General features: G+C 70.6%; 17 protein-coding genes. 8 read left to right on the top strand and 9 right to left on the bottom strand.

Going from position 1 to position 17,096, the window contains the following annotated elements:
• Positions 1 to 125: 125 nt before the first annotated feature.
• From VGR06_RS18700 to VGR06_RS18675, 6 genes are all read right to left on the bottom strand, one after another.
• Positions 126 to 821 (bottom strand): ABC transporter ATP-binding protein, encoded by a 696-nt coding sequence (locus tag VGR06_RS18700; protein WP_327560373.1) that lies wholly within the window; start codon positions 819 to 821, stop codon positions 126 to 128.
• Positions 805 to 1,575, bottom strand: a complete 771-nt coding sequence (locus VGR06_RS18695) for an ABC transporter ATP-binding protein (RefSeq protein WP_327560372.1) — start codon at positions 1,573 to 1,575, stop codon at positions 805 to 807. The genes VGR06_RS18700 and VGR06_RS18695 overlap by 17 nt, the downstream gene beginning before the upstream one ends.
• Positions 1,572 to 2,543 (bottom strand): branched-chain amino acid ABC transporter permease, encoded by a 972-nt coding sequence (locus VGR06_RS18690; protein ID WP_327560371.1) that lies wholly within the window; start codon positions 2,541 to 2,543, stop codon positions 1,572 to 1,574. The genes VGR06_RS18695 and VGR06_RS18690 overlap by 4 nt, the downstream gene beginning before the upstream one ends.
• Positions 2,543 to 3,427, bottom strand: coding sequence for a branched-chain amino acid ABC transporter permease (locus VGR06_RS18685; protein WP_327560370.1), 885 nt, complete (start codon positions 3,425 to 3,427; stop codon positions 2,543 to 2,545). Before VGR06_RS18685 ends, VGR06_RS18690 begins: the two co-directional genes overlap by 1 nt.
• A gap of 97 nt (positions 3,428 to 3,524) precedes the next feature.
• Positions 3,525 to 4,754, bottom strand: a complete 1,230-nt coding sequence (locus VGR06_RS18680; RefSeq protein ID WP_327560369.1) for an ABC transporter substrate-binding protein — start codon at positions 4,752 to 4,754, stop codon at positions 3,525 to 3,527.
• A gap of 208 nt (positions 4,755 to 4,962) precedes the next feature.
• On the bottom strand, positions 4,963 to 6,474 hold the full coding sequence (locus VGR06_RS18675) for a tannase/feruloyl esterase family alpha/beta hydrolase (protein WP_327560368.1): 1,512 nt from the start codon (positions 6,472 to 6,474) through the stop codon (positions 4,963 to 4,965).
• Positions 6,475 to 6,663: 189 nt separating this feature from the next.
• Between VGR06_RS18675 and VGR06_RS18670 the strand changes: the two genes are divergently transcribed.
• From VGR06_RS18670 to VGR06_RS18650, 5 genes are read left to right on the top strand one after another with little or no spacing between them, the layout of a single operon-like run.
• A complete protein-coding gene (locus VGR06_RS18670; RefSeq protein WP_327560367.1) occupies positions 6,664 to 7,554 on the top strand; it encodes an alpha/beta hydrolase family protein in 891 nt (296 codons plus the stop codon).
• A 2-nt stretch (positions 7,555 to 7,556) separates the two neighbouring features.
• Positions 7,557 to 8,009 carry a hypothetical protein gene (locus VGR06_RS18665; RefSeq protein ID WP_327560366.1) on the top strand — a complete coding sequence of 151 codons (453 nt, stop codon included), beginning with the start codon at positions 7,557 to 7,559 and terminating at the stop codon, positions 8,007 to 8,009.
• Complete coding sequence (locus VGR06_RS18660) at positions 7,999 to 9,072, top strand: cellulose binding domain-containing protein (protein ID WP_327560365.1); 1,074 nt, start codon at positions 7,999 to 8,001, stop codon at positions 9,070 to 9,072. The genes VGR06_RS18665 and VGR06_RS18660 overlap by 11 nt, the downstream gene beginning before the upstream one ends.
• A 59-nt stretch (positions 9,073 to 9,131) precedes the next feature.
• Entirely contained in the window at positions 9,132 to 9,455 is a 324-nt protein-coding gene (locus VGR06_RS18655; protein ID WP_327560364.1) for a metalloregulator ArsR/SmtB family transcription factor, read from the top strand.
• Positions 9,452 to 9,937, top strand: coding sequence for an SRPBCC family protein (locus VGR06_RS18650; protein ID WP_327560363.1), 486 nt, complete (start codon positions 9,452 to 9,454; stop codon positions 9,935 to 9,937). The genes VGR06_RS18655 and VGR06_RS18650 overlap by 4 nt, the downstream gene beginning before the upstream one ends.
• Positions 9,938 to 10,163: 226 nt before the next feature.
• Here VGR06_RS18650 and VGR06_RS18645 read toward each other — a convergent pair whose 3' ends face one another.
• On the bottom strand, positions 10,164 to 11,180 hold the full coding sequence (locus tag VGR06_RS18645; protein ID WP_327560362.1) for an alpha/beta hydrolase: 1,017 nt from the start codon (positions 11,178 to 11,180) through the stop codon (positions 10,164 to 10,166).
• Between the two features lie 176 nt (positions 11,181 to 11,356).
• Here VGR06_RS18645 and VGR06_RS18640 point away from each other — a divergent pair, with 176 nt between their 5' ends.
• Positions 11,357 to 12,175, top strand: a complete 819-nt coding sequence (locus VGR06_RS18640) for an SAM-dependent methyltransferase (protein WP_327560361.1) — start codon at positions 11,357 to 11,359, stop codon at positions 12,173 to 12,175.
• A gap of 10 nt (positions 12,176 to 12,185) precedes the next feature.
• Positions 12,186 to 13,529 (top strand): cytochrome P450, encoded by a 1,344-nt coding sequence (locus VGR06_RS18635; RefSeq protein WP_327560360.1) that lies wholly within the window; start codon positions 12,186 to 12,188, stop codon positions 13,527 to 13,529.
• A gap of 247 nt (positions 13,530 to 13,776) precedes the next feature.
• Here the strand turns inward: VGR06_RS18635 and cysC are convergent, their stop codons facing one another.
• Both cysC and cysD read right to left on the bottom strand, forming a co-directional pair.
• On the bottom strand, positions 13,777 to 15,609 hold the full coding sequence (cysC, locus tag VGR06_RS18630) for an adenylyl-sulfate kinase (RefSeq protein ID WP_327560359.1): 1,833 nt from the start codon (positions 15,607 to 15,609) through the stop codon (positions 13,777 to 13,779).
• Positions 15,609 to 16,484: a sulfate adenylyltransferase subunit CysD gene (gene cysD, locus VGR06_RS18625; RefSeq protein WP_349256893.1), complete on the bottom strand. Its 876-nt coding sequence runs from the start codon at positions 16,482 to 16,484 to the stop codon at positions 15,609 to 15,611. Before cysD ends, cysC begins: the two co-directional genes overlap by 1 nt.
• Positions 16,485 to 16,590: 106 nt before the next feature.
• Here cysD and VGR06_RS18620 point away from each other — a divergent pair, with 106 nt between their 5' ends.
• Positions 16,591 to 17,094 (top strand): Rrf2 family transcriptional regulator, encoded by a 504-nt coding sequence (locus VGR06_RS18620; RefSeq protein WP_327560357.1) that lies wholly within the window; start codon positions 16,591 to 16,593, stop codon positions 17,092 to 17,094.
• The last annotated feature ends 2 nt before the right edge of the window (positions 17,095 to 17,096 follow it).

Here is a 17,096-nt window from a genome sequence, read left to right as displayed (position 1 = left end):
CCACGACGCCGTCGGCCAACATGACAACGCCAGAGGCCAACATGACAACGCCAGAGGCCAACACAGCGACGTATGAGGCCAACATGCGTGGGGGGCGGGCAGCGCCGGTGGGCTGAGCTGGCTGGTTAGACACCGAGCAGGCGGTGGGCGGTGTCCTGGTCGCGGCGGAACTCCGCGGTGCTGGCACGGTGCGCGATGGTTCCCTTGTCCAGCACGGCGATCCGCTCGCACGCCTGGAAGGCGAGGTGCAGGTCCTGCTCGACCAGGAGGACGGCGACGCCGCCGGCGGTCAGGATGGCCAGGGTGTCCGCCATGGTGTCCACAAGGGAGGGTGCGAGGCCTTCGGAGGGTTCGTCCAGCAGCACCAGGGCCGGGTTGGTGAGCAGGGCCCGGGCGATGGCGAGCATCTGCTGCTCGCCGCCGGAGAGGCGGCCGGCGGGTTGGCGCCACCGGGCTTTCAGCACCGGGAAGATGTCGAACATGTTGTCCACCGTCCATAGTGGACCGGGACGGCGGGCGGCCAGGGTCAGGTGCTCGGCGACGGTGAGGGTTGGCCAGATCCGGCGGCCCTGCGGCACGAGGGCGACGCCGGCCCGGGCGATCTGGTCGGGCCGGCGGCCGGCCAGCGGCACGCCGTTGAGGGAGATGGTTCCGGCGGTGGGCGGGACCAGGCCCATCAGGGTCATGATCAGCGTGGTCTTGCCGGCGCCGTTGCGGCCGAGCAGGCCGAGGGTCGCGCCGCGGTCCAGGGTGAAGCTGACGTCACGGATCACGGTGCTGCCGGCGTAGCCGGAGGTGAGGCCGTCAACTCGCAGGAACATCGGCTTCTCCGAGGAACAGTGGCTCGTCGCGGGCGGTGCCGAGGTAGGCGGTACGCACCTCGGGGCTGGACCGGACCTCGGCGGGGGTGCCGGTGAGCAGCACCCTTCCGAGGCTCAGCACGGTGACCTCGGTGGCCAGGTCGAAGACCAGGTCGAGATCGTGCTCGACGAACAGGATCGTGACCGACTCGGGCAGGGCGCGCACCAGGCCGGCCAGCCGGGCGCGGTCGGCGGCGGACATGCCCGCGGCCGGCTCGTCCATCAGCAGCACCCGCGGCCGGCCGGCGAGCGCCAGTGCCAGCTCGAGCTGCTTGCGCTCGCCGTGGGAAAGCGCGGCGGCGGCGACCCGGCCCCGCCCGGCGAGCCCCACGCCGGTGAGCAACTCGTCCACCCGTGCCCACACCGCCCGCTCCCGTACCGGCACCGGCGGGACGTGCCGGCGTACGGCCAGCGCGACGTTCTCCGCGGCGGTCATCGAGCCGAACAGGCTGGCGTGCTGGAGGGTCTGCCCGATGCCGAGCCGGGCGCGGCGCACCTCGGAGAGCCGGGTGATGTCCCGCCCGCCCAACGAGACCTGTCCGCCGGAGACCCGTAGCAGCCCGGTGATCAACCGGAACAGCGTGGTCTTGCCCGCCCCGTTGGGCCCGATCAGGGCGTGCCGGGCACCCGGCCGGATCTCCAGATCCACGCCGTCGACCGCCCGCAGCGCACCAAAGGTCCGGCTCACCGACTGGCACGACAGCGCCGCGGTCACGATCGCCTCGCCTCCTCCAACGCGCGGGCTGGGGGAGCTGTGGGCCGGTTTCGGGTGGGCCACTGGAGACCGGCCGCGCCCCGGGGGAGCAAGTACACCACGAGGATGAACACCAGGCCGAGCAGCAGCGGGCCGTGCCCGTCGATGTCCGGGCCGACCACGTCCCGTACGACGATCACCACGGCGGCGCCCAGGCACGGACCCCACAGGCTGCCGGACCCGCCGATGATCACCGCGAGCAGCGCCAGCGCGGCCGTGGTGAAACCCAGATCCGACGGTGTGACAAGGCGTTGCTGCGCGGCGAGCAGCCCGCCGGCCAGCCCGGCGATCGCACCGGACAGGACGAAGGCCAGATATTTGTAGCGCCGGGTGGCGTAGCCCAGCGCACGCATTCTCGGTTCGTTGTCCCGGATTCCGCGCAGCGCCGCGCCGAAGGGGGAGCGGGACACCAGCCACAGCACCAGAAATCCGACGACGAACGCGGCCAGCACGTACCAGTAGACACCGGCGACGGCCAGCGGGGTGTCGCCGATCCGGGTGGCCGGGACGCCGTAGAGGCCGTTGGAGCCGCCGGTCACCGGCTCCCAGGTTTCCGCCGCCTGCGCGACGATCTCGCCGATGGCCAGGGTGAGCATCAGGAAGAACACCCCGTGCGTGCGCACCGCCACCCAGCCGGTGGCCGCAGCGGCCACCGCGCCCGCGCCCAGGGCGATCACCAGCGGGACCGGGCCGGCGCTGCCGACGTTCTTGGCGAACCAGGCCGCGGCGTAGGCCCCGACCCCGACGTAGGCGGCGTGCCCGAGCGCGGGCAGGCCGGCGAACCCGACCAGCAGGTCCAAACTCGCCGCCAGCAGCGCGAACACCAGCATCCGGGTGAGCGTGGTGGTCGCGTACGGGGCGAGAAAATACGGCGCGGCGGCAAGCACCAGCACGGCCGCCCCGCCGGCGTATCCCAGTCGGGCCCGCATCAGCTCGCTCCCGACCGGGTGAAGAGGCCTTGTGGGCGTGCGATGAGCACGATCGCCAGGGCGCCGAACAGGACGAACGAGGCCGCGTCGGCCAGCAGCGCCCGGCCCAGCGACTCGATCTGACCGATCAGCAGCGCGGCGACCAGCGCGCCGCGCACCGAGCCCAGCCCGCCGATCACGACCACGACCAGCGCCAGGATCAGCACGGTCGCGTCGAGGCCGGGCCGGGCGCCGTAGATGGGCGCGCCGAGCACCCCGGCGACCGCGGCCATCAGTGAGCCGAGGCCCAGCACGGCGAGCCGGACCTTCCGGTTGTCCACCCCGATCGCGGACACCATGTCCCGGTCCGCCACGGTGGCCCGGACCAGGGAGCCGACCGTGGTCCGCTCCACCACCAGGTGCACCACCACGGCCAGCACCGCCCCGGCCCCGATCAGCGCGAGCCGGTACACCGGGTACGCCTCGCCGAGCACCGTGACCGTGCGGTCCAGCCCGGGCGGCGGGTTCACCGCCCGGACGTCCCGGCCGAAGAACACCGCCAGCAGTTCGGACACCACCAGGGCCACGCCCAGCGTGAGCAGGGCCTGGTCGAGGTGACCGCGCCGGCGCAGCGGCTCGACCATGACCGCGAGCGCCCCACCGCAGGCGAGCCCCACCAGCCCGGCGACCACGAGCGCGAGCGCAAAAGCGCCCCAGCCCGGATCGGCACCGGCCAGCATCCAGGCCAGGTAGGCGCCGAGCAGGAACAGCGCCCCGTGCGCCAAATTCAGCACGTCCATCATGCCGAAGATCAGCGACAGCCCGATGGCCAGGATGAACAGCAGGAAGCCGATGGCGACCCCGTTGAGGATGCTGACCAGGTTCGCATCCAGCCAGGTAAGCACTGGGCCATCACCTCGCAAGCTCGGTGATGGCATACCTGTCGCCTCGCAGGTTCGGCGGCAGGGCTGCGTTCAATGGCTCGCTCGCAAGCTCGCTCACTCACACATCCTGCGACAGGTCACCGAGCTCGGCCACCACCGTGTTGACGTAGCCGCTGCCGCTCTTGTCCACCTTGCGCAGGTAGAACTTCTGCTTGGGCGTCTGCCCGGCGAAGCTCCACGGGCCGCGCGGGCTGTCCTCGATCGTGCCGACCGAGCCCAGCGCCTTCGACACACTGTCGCCGTCCACCCCGCCGGCCGACTTCAACGCCCGGTTGAGCACCGCGGCCGCGTCCCAGGTCTGTGCCGAGTAGACGGTCGGCGGTTCGTTGTACTTGGCCTTGTAGGCGGCGACGAAATCCTTGTTCGCCGGGTTGTCCAGCTCGCTGGTGTAGTGCAGCGCGGTCTGCACGCCCAGCGCGGCCTCGCCCTGGGCCTTGAGCACCCCGCCCTCGGTGAGGAACCCCGAGCCGTACAACGGAATCGTGCCGGCCAGCCCGAACTGGGCGTACTGCTTGACGAACGCGACGGCCTCGGCACCGGCGAAGAAGCAGAACGTGGCCTTGGCGCCGGACGACCGGATGGTGGACAGGAATGGTTGGTAGTCCTGGGTTTTGCCGAATGGCGGCTTGGCCGAGCCGGCGATCGCGCCGCCACCGGCCTGGAACGCCTTGGTGAAGCCCGCGATCGCCTCGGCGCCGGCGGCGTAGTCCGGAGCGATGGCGTACACCGCGTCCTTGAAACGCTGGCCGGCCAGGTGCTTGCCCATGGCCGCGGCCACTTGGGCGTTGGTGAACGAGGTGCGCCACACGTACGGCGATGCCGCCTTCGCGGTCAGGTCCCCGGCGCCGGCGTTGCTGATCAGGAGCAGCTTCTTCGCCTCGATCACCATGTCCCGCACGCCCAACGCGGTGGACGAGTTCACGATGCCCACCAGCACGTCGCACTGGTCGCTCTGCAGCAGCTTCTGCACCGCCGGCACCCCGGTCTGCGGTGTCTCCCCCTCGTCACCGACCACAGTGGACACCGTGTAGTTGCCGAACTTCCCGTTGTTCTTCTCCAGCCACAGGTCCCAGGCCCGCTTCATGTCCGTGCCCAGCGGGGCGTACACACCCGCCTGCGGGATCACCAACCCCACCTTGACCGAACCGCCCCCACCACCACCGCTGCCGCCCCCGCCGCCCGACCCACCTCCGACGCTGCTGCCGCACCCGGACAGCGCCAGCCCCGACAGCGCCGTCCCGCCCAGCAGGCCCAGCGCACCCCGTCGAGATAACCGCCGCTCGTTCATCGCACCCGCTCCCGCCTTCGCTGGCAGTCGACAATTCGGCTGATGTGCGCAAGTAGTCTGTTGAACGACAGAGCCCGTGTCAACGCACGAATAACACAGGATCCGGCAGTAACCTCAGGGGACCGTGACGGCACCCAGCCACAATCAACCCGGTATCTGCACTGTTCGCCGGAACGCAACCACCGCATTCAAATCCCGGAGAGGCGGGCTAGCTGCAGTCGAAGCTCGCGGCGGAGTTCGGGTCGCCCCTGCCGTCGTAGCGGGCGGCGCCCGGGTAGGCACAGAGCGGGCGGGTCCGCACCACCTGACCATTCTCCACTGTGGACGCGATGATGCGGTCCGGAGCCGACCGGTGCTCCACCCAGTTCACCAGCGTGCCGAACATGTCGAAGGTGTTCGGGCCGGACCCGCCGCCGCAGTGTCCGACACCGGGCGCCAGGAACAGCCGGGCGAAATCACCAACCCGGTGCGTGCGATCCAGCACCCGCTGGTAGTAGTCGATGCTGCCCTGGGGGAAGATGAGCGGGTCGGCCCAGCCGTGCCAGATGAGCAGCCGCCCGCCGGAGGCGCGGAACCGGGACAGGTCGGGGTCGTCGGTGCCGATGACGTCGTTGAACAGCCGCTGCGAGGCGCGAAAGTCCCGCTCGAAGCCGGCGTAGTCGAGCGTCTTCCAATCGAACTGCGGATTCTGCTCGACCCAGAACCGGATGTGGTTCTCCGCGATGGGAAAGGGCACCGGTCCGGCAAGAGCGTTCAATGGTGTGCCTGGCGTCAGCCCATACCACAGGGACCGGCCGCCGGTGGTCCGCGGCCCGTCCCAGATCGCCTGGATCACCCCGGCGTCGGCGGCGGTGAACGCGCCGCACGGCGTCGCCTGGCCGATCAGGGACCGGGGGTCGAAGTCACACCGGCGTGGATCATCGAGCACGCCGTCGACCACGCCGTCGTTCCGGTCGCATCGGGCCACCGCGGCCTCGGTGGCCGCGGTGAGCTTGCACGCCGCGATCGGGGCGCCCAACTCCTGCCGCATGACCACCTGCGGCCACAACTCGGCCGGAATGAACCGGTCCCAGTTGATCGCCGGGGCACCGGAAAGAATGCCGTCGTAGGCGCCGGGCAGCCGCTGCGCCAGCATCAGGCCCTGCCGGCCCCCGGTCGAGCAGCCGTTCCAGTACGAGAACTCGGCCGGCCGGCCGTAGAACGCCCGGATCAGCGTCTTGGCCGTCAGCGTGAGCTCGATCAGCGAGCGGGACGCGAAATCGGTGATCAGCTGCTGGTTGAGCCGGCCGTCCGGCCCCAGCGCGAACGACCCGTCCCGCACCTGGTGCCCGGTGTCGGTCGACGCCGTCGCGTACCCGGACCGCAGGGCGTTGGCCAGCGCCGGATAGCTGATGGCTCCGGCATATCCGCCGCCGCCCACCGCTTCGAACCGCCGGTTGTACGTACCGGTCGGCAACCACACCTCGATGCCGATCTGCGGCACCACGGTCAGCACGACCCGGCAGAACTCCGGCAGGCCGGTCATCCCGGCCGCCTCCCCGTCCGTGTCGAGCTCCGCCGAGGCGCTCGACACCTCCGGCAGGCGGACCTGCGCAAGGTCGGCGCACGCCACCCGCCGGGACGCCGACGCCGCCCCCGGAGTTGCGACCCACACCGTGGTCATCGCCACCACGAGCGCCAGAAACCCAACCAGCCAGCGACGAACGCGAGTGCGGGACATGGTGCCCTCCAAGCTCGCCCCTTCGGGAGCACCCGACATGGTAGAACCGCGCCGCCGAAACTGTCTACAACCTGTTTGCGTGCCGTGGGCATCCTGACGAATGTCACGGCCGCCCGACTGTCTATAGAGGACTCGATTTCCCAGGCTGGTCACAGGCGGCGCACAGGTCGGGCGGGGAGCATGGGGCAGGTGGTGGCGCGACGGCTGACCAGGCGGCAGGTGCTGCGGGCCGCCGGTGGCGCGCTGCTGCCCGTGTCGCTGCTGGGCGGCAGCCTCGGTGGCGAGGCGGTGCTGGTGCCGCCGGCAGCGCTGTTCCCGGTGGAGCGGCGGCAGTTCGCGTTCTCCCGCGGGCCGGACCGTCCGCTGCGGACGGTGGTGTGGTCGCCGGTCGCCCCCGGCCCCTTCCCGCTGGTGTTGTTCAGCCACGGGCTGCACGGCTCGCCCGAGCGGTTCGCCCAGATGATCGCCGACATCGCCGGGGCCGGGTTCGTGGTCGCCGCGCCGGCCTACCCGAACACCATGGCCGGCACGGCGGCGTTCGACGCCGGCGACATGCCCAACCAGCCGGCCGACGCCGCCGCGGTGATCACCGCGGTGCTCGCCGGCGAGCTGGCCGGGCGGGTGCTGCCGGACCGGATCGGTGCGGTCGGGCACTCCGCCGGCGGCTACACCACCGCCGGGCTGCTCGCCGGGAGGTCGCGCGACACCCGCGTGCGCACGGCGGTCGTGCTGGCCGGCGGAGCCATGAACGGGGCCTTCACCGGCCCGGCCACCGAGGTGCTGTTCGTGCAGGGCGACCGCGATCCGATCGTGCCCTACGCCGCCGGCCGGGCCGCCTACCAGGATGTGCCGTGGCCCAAGGCGTTCCTGACCCTGGCCGGCGCCGATCACGAGTCGTGGATGTTCGACCGCTCCCGGGCCGCGGTCGTCACCACCCGCACGGTCCTCGGCTTCCTCCGCGCCTTCCTGCACGCGGACCCCTCCGCGCGGACCCGGCTGGACACCGACGGCGCCCTCCCCGGCGTCGCCCGGCTCGAGGCCGAATGTCTACAACGGGGTTGCGCACCGGAACCGTTCTGAAGATGATTATTGACCGTGACCGGGTGTGCGGCTACCGTGACTTGCTGGGAGCGCTCCCAGAAGCAGATGGCTTCACATGGGAGGAAAGAAATGCAGCGCAGCAAAGTCACGATCGCCGCATTCGTCACGAGCCTGCTGATCGGCCTCGCCAATCCTGTGTTTCCATCTTCGGCGTCCGCCGCCACCCGAATTCGATGGGTTTCATCGGCTGCTCGATGGCGGAGAACGTCTCGCAGGGCTATCGCGCGGCCGGTGGCACGCGCATGTGGGGTCCTTACCGGACGGGCGGCCTGGTCGTGCAGTCGTGGACCAACCCCAACTCCACCGCCTGGCAGAAGTTCGACCAGCAGTCGGCCAGGTTCAGTGCCATGAAGGTGACCTTCAGGACGCTCAATGCCCCGAAGGTCACCTTCATGGCATCAGGCATCGTCAAGGGAGTGCCGCATGCCTCGTAAGCCAGTCCTGTACGCCGTCATCGCCGCCCTGACCGCGGCGCTCGCCTTCGTGCTGGCGCAGCCCGCGGTCTCGGCCGCCACACCGGTGCGGATCATGCCGCTCGGCGACTCGATCACCGCCGGCCCCGGGTGCTGGCGCGCCCTGCTGTGGGATCACCTGCAGCGGACCGGATTCACCGACATCGACTTCGTCGGCACCCAGCCGGGCGGCGGCTGCTCGGTGCCGTTCGACGGCGACCACGAGGGGCACGGCGGCTTCGCGGCCACCGGCATCGCCGACCAGAACCAGCTGCCGCCGTGGCTGGCCGCGACCCACCCCGACATCGTGCTCATGCACCTGGGCACCAACGACATGTGGGGCGGCTTCATCCCCACCAGCGCCATCCTGACGGCGTACTCGAAGCTGGTCGACCAGATGCGGGCCAGCAACCCGAACATGAAGATCATCGTCGCGAAGATCATCCCGATGGAGCCGAGCGGTTGTCCCACGTGCCCGCAGGGGGTGGTTGCGCTCAACAACGCGATCCCGGGCTGGGCGGCTGGAAAGACCACCGCGCAGTCGCCGATCACCGTGGTCGACCAGTGGACCGGCTTCAACGCGGCCACCGACACCAACGACGGCGTGCACCCCATCGACTCCGGCTTCCAGAAGATGGCCGACCGCTGGTACCCCGCCGTGACGGCCGCACTCGGCGGCACCCCGCCGCCGGCCACGACGACGACGCCACCCCCGACCACCACGACCACACCCCCGCCCACCGGCGGGTGCACCGCGACCTACCGCGTGATCAACCAGTGGAGCGACGGCTTCCAGGGCGAGGTGACCGTGCGCAACGGCAGGACGGCCCCGACCTCGGCCTGGACCGCCACGTTCAGCTTCGCCAACGGCCAGCGGATCACCCAGTCCTGGAACGCCACCGTGGTCCAGCAGGCAGCGGCGGTGACCGCGCAGAACGTGAACTGGAACGGCACCCTGCCGCCCGCCGGCACGGCCAGCTTCGGCTTCCTGGCAAGCTCGAGCGCCACCAACACCCCACCGGCGGTCAACTGCACCCTCAACTGAGCGCTCGTTCTCGGCGGCTTGGTTGACAAGCGAACTTGGTAAGTAGAGACTGACCGTCAGTGGAAACTTACCAGCTCGATGGATGGGGCGTGCTCGGTGATCGCACGCGTCGCACGATCTTCGAGCGGGTCGCCGAGCGCGCCCAGACGGTCGGTGAGCTGGCGGCCACGTTGCCGGTAAGCCGACCGGCGGTGTCGCAGCACCTGAAGGTGCTCAAGGACGCTGGATTGGTGGTGGACGAACCAGCCGGCAACCGTCGCATCTATCGGGTCGACCCCGAGGGACTGGCCGCGTTTCGGGCGCAGCTTGACGATTTCTGGACGAGAACATTGGCGGCCTACAAGCAGTCCGCCGAACAGGACGACGCAGGAGACGCGCGATGACCACACAAACGGGACAGACAACGGTGCGGACGCACACCATCGTGGACGCGTCGATCGAGCACGCGTTCGCGGTGTTCACCGAGCGGTTCGGGGACTTCAAACCGGCTGAGCACAACATCCTCGGGGTGGAGCTGGCGGAGACGGTTTTCGAACCTCGGGTGGGCGGCCATATCTACGACCGGGCGGTCGACGGCAGTGAGTGCCGCTGGGCGCGGGTGCTGGCCTACGAGCCGCCACACCGGGTCGTCTTCAGCTGGGATCTCGACCCGCGCTGGCAGGTCGAGTCCGATCCGGACCGAACCAGCGAGGTCGAGGTGCGTTTCATCGCCGAGAATCCGCATCGCACGCGGGTGGAACTGGAGCACCGGCATATCGACCGGCACGGAGACGGCTGGCAAGCCGTCAGCGACGGTGTCGGCAGCGACGGCGGCTGGCCGCTGTACCTGCAGCGCTACGCCGGACTGTTCGACAAGGAAGCCTGACAGCGCCGATGGTGTTGGCCCCTGACGTCGCCATGTTGGCTCGGGGCGTCGCTGTGTTGGCTTGTGGCGTCGCCGTGTTGGCCGGGTGCGCGTCGGGGTTGCCGTCAGCGGTGTCCGGCGGCGTCGTCACCAGCCAACACACCCACGCCAGAGGCCAACACAGCGACGTGGCGCGCCAACACAGCGACGCCAGAGGCCAACACAGCGACGCCATCGACCGCGGCAACTATTGCCCGAACTGGGTGGTGATCCAGTTGGTGACGGCCGCGCGGTAGGTGGGGGCCGTGGGGGACAGGGCGAGAGAGTGGCCGGTTTGGGGGAGGAGGAAAACGTCGAGCCGGGAGGTGAAGTAGGGGGATTCGGCGGCGGTGAGGTCGGCGGGGGCGGTGCAGTGGAACGCGCAGAAAAGGGTGTCGCGTTCGCCGTTGGCGATGAGGACCGGTGCGGTGATCGAGCGGGTCAGGGTACTGGTGAAGGCGAGGGTTACCAGGTCGGGGACGACGGTGGCGGCCACCTGGTCCTTGGTGGCCTCGTCGGCGGTCAGCACACCCGGTTCCACCGCGCCCGGGTCGTAGAAGACGTTGCGGGTGCCAGGAATTGTGGTGACGTAGCCGGGATCGCTGCCCCGGGCGCCCAGCACAGGGTCCAGCGGGGCGGGCTGAATGGCGTCGACGAATATCCCGGTCAGCGCCAGAAGATCCATGGAGTGGGAGAAACCGGTGAGAATGACGCCGTCGACGTCGCGATAGGTGGCGGCCGCCAGTGCCGCGATGCCCGAGCCCATCGAGTGGCCCACCAGGATGACCCGGTCGAAGCGGGTGCCGGACACCTTTCCGGAGCGGAGTTTGCCGGCGACCTGGTGAACCACCGAGGCGAGCCCGGTGCCGGTGATCAGCGCGCTGAGCGGTTGGGAGCTCGCGCCGGAGCCGGGGAGGTCGATGGCGAAGGTGGCCAGGCCGCGCCCGGCCATGTCGCGCTGGTAGGAGTAACGCCCGGAGTCGTACGGCAGGTCCCAGTATTGACCGTTGTACGTGCCGCCATGGACCAGAAGTTGCACCATTGTCGGGACGCCGCCAACCGGCCGGCAGAGTTTGCCGTGAACATTTTGCGGTAGCAGGGTGAGGGTGACGGAAAGATCGGTTTCGGTGCAGCTGATCTCCGGCGCGGCGGTCACCGGCGAGGTGCCGAGCGCACCGGCCAGGACAACGATCAACGATGCGGCAACGACTTTGAGCGGTCGCATGGATGCGTCCTCTCTGGATTGGCGGCCTGGGCGCGGCGTGCATATTACCGTCGCGCGAGCGTCACCACCCGCGGGGCGTGATTCGTCCATTCGGGTAACGGCACTGTAGGTTCACCGGCAACGGCACTAGTGTTTGTGCGCATTTCGGTGACGTGGCAGAGATGAGGCGAGTGGGTGTGAGCGGCCGAACGAACTGGGTCCCGCCGGACGTCGACGTCAGCCGGGCCAGTCCGGCCCGGGTCTACGACTATCTCCTCGGTGGGGCGCTGAACTTCCCGGTCGACCGGGAGATGGCCCGCCAGGCGATCGCGGCGATGCCCTGGGTGGAGAATCTGGCCAAATACAACCGCGCGTTTCTGGTGCGGGCGGTGCAGTTCTGCGTCCGTGCCGGAGTGCGCCAGTTCCTCGATCTCGGTTCGGGTCTGCCGAGCGTGCGCAGCGTGCACGAGGTGGCGCAGGCGCTCGATCCGCGTTGCCGGGTGGTGTACGTGGAGCAGGAACCGGTGGCGGTGGCGCACGGCAGGCTGGTCCTGGGTCCGGTCGAGGGCGCGGGCATGGTGTGGGCGGACATGTGCGACGTGGACACGGTGCTCTCGGATCCGGTGACCAAGGAGCTGCTCGCCCTGGACCAACCCGTCGCGGTCGTCATGGCGTCCTCGCTGCACTACGTGCTGGACGCCGAGCGGGCGGCGGGCATCGTGACGGCCTACCTGGACGCCGTGGTCCCGGACAGCTACTTCGTGCTCTCGCACATCACCGACAACCGGGACGTGGGTTCCTCGGAGGTCAACGCGTTGGTGGAACTGTCCAAGACCACCACGGCCGCGGGTGTGGCCCGGCCGCGAGAATGGATCGCCGGGCTGCTCGAAGGGCTGGACGTGGTCGAACCGGGCCTGGTCTATACCTCACAGTGGCGACCGGACAACCCGTTGCGGCTGGTGACCGATCTGCCCGCACACGCGTCCCTGCTGGCCGCGGTGGCCCGGAAACCCTGATGGGGCAGGCGTGTCCTCGGCGCCGGTAGCCGCGGGCCGGCTGCCGGTCCTCGGTCACCTGCTGCCCCTGGCCCGGGACCCCATGGGGTTTCTGCAGTCGGCGCGGGCTCAGGGCGCCGTGGTCGCGGTCCACCTCGGTCCACGACCGGTGTACCAGGTCAACTCCGCCGAGCTGATCCGCGAGGTGCTGGTCACCCGGGCGCACGAGTTCCGCCGCGGTGAGGTGTTCGCCCAGGCGCGCCGCGTGCTCGGCGACGGGCTGGCGAGCGCGGACGGCAGTGTCCACATGCGACAGCGGCGGACCGTGCAGCCGGCGTTTCACCCCGACCGGCTCGCCTCCTACCTCACCGTGATGTGCGAGCAGATCGACGCCGTGGCCGGATCCTGGGTCCCGCGGCAACGGCTGCGGCTCGACCGCGAGCTCGCCCAGCTCACCGTGGCGGTCACGGCGAAGGCGCTGTTCCGGGCCGAACTCGGGCACGCCGCGGTGCGCGAGGTGTGTCGCTCGCTTTCGCCGGTCCTCAATGGAATCGTCCGGCGCGCCGCGATACCCGTGGAATGGGTCAACCGCCTGCCCACACCGGCAAACCGGCGGTTCGCGGTATCGCTCGGCCGGCTCCGGATGGTTGTCGACGAGGTCGTCGGCGCCTACCGCAGGGACGGCACCGACCACGGCGACCTGCTGTCGATGCTGATCGCCGCCGAGGCCAGCGACGACGAGGTGCGCACCCAGGTGATGCACCTGCTCATGGCCGGCACCGACACCACCGCCACGACGTTGTCGTGGGTGTTCTACGAACTGGCCCGGCGTCCCGCCGTGGCCGCCCGGGTCCGGCAGGAGATCGACACCGCGCGGTTCCGGCGCACCCCCACCCTGGCCGCGCTGGCCGGGCTGACCTACCTCGACCGCGTCCTCACCGAGACGATCCGCCTGCACACGCCGGTGTGGCTGCTGGTACGGCGAGCCGCGACGGCCGTCCGGCTCGGGGACGTCACGCTGCCGCCGGGCGCGCAGGTCCTGATCAACCTGCCCACCCTGCACCGTGATCCCGACCTGTTTCCCGACCCCCTGCGGTTCGACCCCGAACGGTGGCTCATGCCGCCGAACGACCTGGAACAGCGGTCGAGGTTCATCCCCTTCGGCACCGGCGCCCACAAATGCGTCGGCGCCGACTTCGCCTGGACCGAGATGAAGGCCGCCGTCGCGCTGATCAGCACCCGGTGGCAGCTCGACCTCGATCCCCACCACCGCGTGCGGGAAATCCCCAGGGCCTTTCTCCGGCCCAGCAGCCTGCCCATGATCCCGCGGCCCTTGACCTGTTTGCGTCGCACCGCGTTGGGTCCGGCAGGGTGAAGATCGCACACAAACACTGACCATGGCCCCGATGGCAGGGCCCGCCGCGAACCTGGCGTTGTCATCAGCCGGACTTTCGCGGCGACCTGCGCGACCACCAACGACACCGCCACCCCTCGACGCCATCCAACCCACCAGCCACCACAGGCGCGATTCTGGACGGTTTAACCCGGTTCGGGACGTCGTGGACGCGCGACACGCCTACGCCGCTGCGTCACATGGCTGCGCGAGCGCGAGTCACGCCCGGCTAGGGTGTGACCCGCGCGGCGAGGACGGCCACCGCGTCGTCGATCGAGCTGGTGCCGTCCACCACGACGTCCGGGTGCTCGGGCGGTTCGTAGGACTGGCCGACGCCGGTCATGTTCGGCAGCGTGCCGGCTTTCGCCTTGGCATACAGGCCCTTCGGGTCCCGCTCCGCGCACACCCAGGCCGGCGTGTCGATGAACACCTCGTCGAAGTCGCCGTCGGCGAACAGCGCCTTGGCCACCGCGCGGTCGGCGCGGAACGGCGAGACCAGCGCCACGATCACGATCAGGCCGGCGTCCAGCAGCAGTTTCGCCGTCTCCGCCACCCGGCGCACGTTCTCCGCGCGATCCTCCGGGGTGAAGCCGAGATCCTTGTTCAGTCCACTTCGGACATTGTCGCCGTCGAGCACGTAGGTGTGCAGGCCGAGGGCGTGCAGCCGCCGTTCCAGGGCGTCGGCGATGGTCGACTTGCCGGCCCCCGGCATCCCGGTCAGCCACACCACCCTGGCCCGCTGGCCCTTCAGGCGCTGCCGCGCCGCGCGGTCGACCGCGTAGGCCTGCGGGACGATGTTCCGCCCGCGCCGCAGCGCGTAGCGCACCATCCCGGCGGCCACGGTCTGCTTGGTGACCCGGTCGGCGAGCAGGAAGCTCCCGGTGTCCCGGCAGGTTTCGTAGGCGTCCAGGGAGGTCGCCGTGTCGGTGCTCAGCTCGACCGTGCCGATGTCGTTGATCTCCAGGGTCCTGGCCGCGAACTGCTTGCCGGACAGCACGTCCAGCCGTCCGCGCACCGAGGTGACCACCACCGGCACGGTCAGCGGGCCGGCCAGCAGCAGGTAGGACCGGCCGTGCCGGAGCGGCTCCTCGGCGGTCCATACCAGCGTGGCGGAGAACGCCGTGGCCGGGGACAGCCCGTCGCGCCGGGATTCCGGCGTGGTCAGCAGGTCTCCGCGCCGCACGTCGACGTCGCCGGCCAGGGTCACGGTGACCGGGGTGCCCGGCCCGGCGACCTCGACCTCGCCGGCCGGCCCGAGCACCCGGTCCACAGTGGACGAAGCGCCGCTGGCCGCGACCACCACCCGGTCGCCCCGCCGCACCGCGCCGCCGACCACCGTGCCGGCGAAACCCCGGAACTCCTCGGCCCGGACCACGTACTGCACCGGTAGCCGGAAGTCGCCGCCCGCCACCGGCACCGGCTGCCAGGCCGACAGCGCGCCGAGCAGCGTGGGCCCCTGGTACCAGGGCAGCTGCGCCGACGGCCGGACCACGTTGTCCCCGCCGAGCGCGCTGACCGGGATCGCCTCGACGTCCGCGATCCCCAACCCCGCGGCGTTGGCCCGCACCTCGCCGGCCAGCTTGTCGAACAGCACCTGGTCGTAGCCGACCGCGTCCAGCTTGTTGATCACCACGAGGACCGCCCGCACCCGCATCAGCGCGCACACCGCCAGGTGCCGGCAGGTCTGCTCGCGAACGCCCCTGGTGGCGTCCACCAGCAGCAGGGCGACGTCCGACGTCGACGCCGCCACCGCCATGTTCCGGGTGTACTGCTCGTGGCCCGGGGCGTCGGCGATGATCACCCGCCGGCCGGACGGCAGGTCGAGGTAGCGGTGCGCGACGTCGATGGTGATGCCCTGCTCGTGCTCGGCCTCCAGCCCGTCGGTCAGCAGCGAGTAGTCCACCTCCCCGGCCGGGATGGTCGACCCGCCGCGCCGGGTGCGGCGCGCGTAGTCCAGGTGGTCCTCGGCGACGCTGCCGGTCTCCGCGAGCAGCCGGCCGATCAGCGTGGACTTGCCGTCGTCGACCGAGCCGCAGGCGACCACCCGAAGGGTCGGCGTCATCAGAAGTAGCCCTCCGACTTCTTGCTCTCCATGGACGATCCGCCCTCGCCGTCGATGAGCCGGCCGGCCCGCTCGGACCGCCGGTCCCGCCGCATCTCGTCGATCAGCTCGGCCACGGTCGTCGCCGTCGACTCGATCGCGGCGCTGAGCGGGTAGCAGCCGAGCGTGCGGAACCGCACCTCGCGCCGCTCCGGGATCTCGCCGTCCCGCAGGGGAAAGCGCCCGTCGTCCACCATGATCAGCGCGCCGTCCCGGTGCACCACCGGCCGGGGCGCGGCGAAGTACAGCGGCACCACGGGAATCTCCTCGCGCCGGATGTAGTGCCAGATGTCCAGCTCGGTCCAGTTGGACAGCGGGAACACCCGCATCGACTGGCCCTCGGCGAGCTGGGTGTTGGCCGACCGCCAGAACTCGGGCCGCTGCCCGCGCGGTTCCCAGCGGTGCCCGGGCTCCCGCACCGAGAAGATCCTTTCCTTGGCGCGCGAGCGTTCCTCGTCGCGCCGGGCCCCGCCGACGGCCGCGTCGAAGCCGCCGGCGTCCAGCGCCTGCCGCAGTGCCACGGTCTTCATGATCCGGGTGTACTCGTGCGTGCCGTGGGTGAACGGGGTGACCCGCTCGGGGCTGGTGTGCACCCGCAGGTCGAGACCCAGCCGCCCGGCCGTGGCGTCCCGGAACGCGATCATCTCCCGGAACTTCCAGGTGGTGTCGATGTGCAGCACGGGAAACGGCACCCGCCCGGGTGCGAACGCCTTGGTGGCCAGGTGCAGCAGCACCGAGGAGTCCTTGCCGATCGAGTACAGCAGCACCGGCCGGCGGAACGCCCCGGCGGCCTCCCGCAGCACATGGATCGCCTCCGCCTCGAGGACGTCCAGCACCGCGTCCGGGGCGGCGACGGGCACGCGGACCACCTCAAATCCCTAGAAGACTGATAAACCTAACTGACGATGTTAGGTTTTTCTCCGCTGGCGCACAATGTGCGGCATGCGCATCTCCGCGAAAGTTGACTACGCGGTCCGGGCCATGGCCGAACTGGCCGCGGCGGCTCCGGACAACCCGGCCAAGGTCGAGGACATCGCGGCCGCGCAGGACATGTCGGTGGCCTTCGTCCTGGCCATCCTCGGTGACCTGCGGCGGGCGCACCTGGTCCGCAGCCACCGCGGCCGGGCCGGCGGCTACACCCTGGCCCGGCCGGCGGCGGAGATCACCGTCGCGGACATCGCCAGGGCCATCGAGGGCCCGCTCGCCAACATCCGCGACGTCAGCCTGCGCGACCTGCACTACGCCGGCCCGGCGGCCCCCCTGGTCGAGGTGTGGATGGCGGTGCGGACGAGCCTGCGCGGCGTGCTCGAGGCGGTCACCCTCGCCGACCTGGTCTCCGGCCACCTCCCCGCGAACGTGCACGCCATGGCCGAGGAGTACCTGGACGAGGAGCGCAGCCGGGGCCGGCTGCCCCCCTCGAAGACGGCCCGGCAGACAACCCGGTAGAC

Source organism: Actinophytocola sp., from assembly GCF_036002505.1.
GTDB lineage: Bacteria > Actinomycetota > Actinomycetes > Mycobacteriales > Pseudonocardiaceae > DASYTH01.
This window is presented reverse-complemented; position numbering and strand designations above follow the sequence as displayed.

Bases quoted from the DNA above. Each gene is read 5' to 3' on its own strand.
- VGR06_RS18700 (WP_327560373.1), bottom strand. From the start codon at position 821: ATGTTCCTGCGAGTTGACGGCCTCACCTCCGGCTACGCCGGCAGCACC.
- VGR06_RS18690 (WP_327560371.1), bottom strand. From the start codon at position 2,543: ATGCGGGCCCGACTGGGATACGCCGGCGGGGCGGCCGTGCTGGTGCTT.
- VGR06_RS18680 (WP_327560369.1), bottom strand. From the start codon at position 4,754: ATGAACGAGCGGCGGTTATCTCGACGGGGTGCGCTGGGCCTGCTGGGC.
- VGR06_RS18675 (WP_327560368.1), bottom strand. From the start codon at position 6,474: ATGTCCCGCACTCGCGTTCGTCGCTGGCTGGTTGGGTTTCTGGCGCTC.
- VGR06_RS18665 (WP_327560366.1), top strand. From the start codon at position 7,557: ATGATTATTGACCGTGACCGGGTGTGCGGCTACCGTGACTTGCTGGGA.
- VGR06_RS18660 (WP_327560365.1), top strand. From the start codon at position 7,999: ATGCCTCGTAAGCCAGTCCTGTACGCCGTCATCGCCGCCCTGACCGCG.
- VGR06_RS18650 (WP_327560363.1), top strand. From the start codon at position 9,452: ATGACCACACAAACGGGACAGACAACGGTGCGGACGCACACCATCGTG.
- VGR06_RS18645 (WP_327560362.1), bottom strand. From the start codon at position 11,180: ATGCGACCGCTCAAAGTCGTTGCCGCATCGTTGATCGTTGTCCTGGCC.
- cysC (WP_327560359.1), bottom strand. From the start codon at position 15,609: ATGACGCCGACCCTTCGGGTGGTCGCCTGCGGCTCGGTCGACGACGGC.
- VGR06_RS18620 (WP_327560357.1), top strand. From the start codon at position 16,591: ATGCGCATCTCCGCGAAAGTTGACTACGCGGTCCGGGCCATGGCCGAA.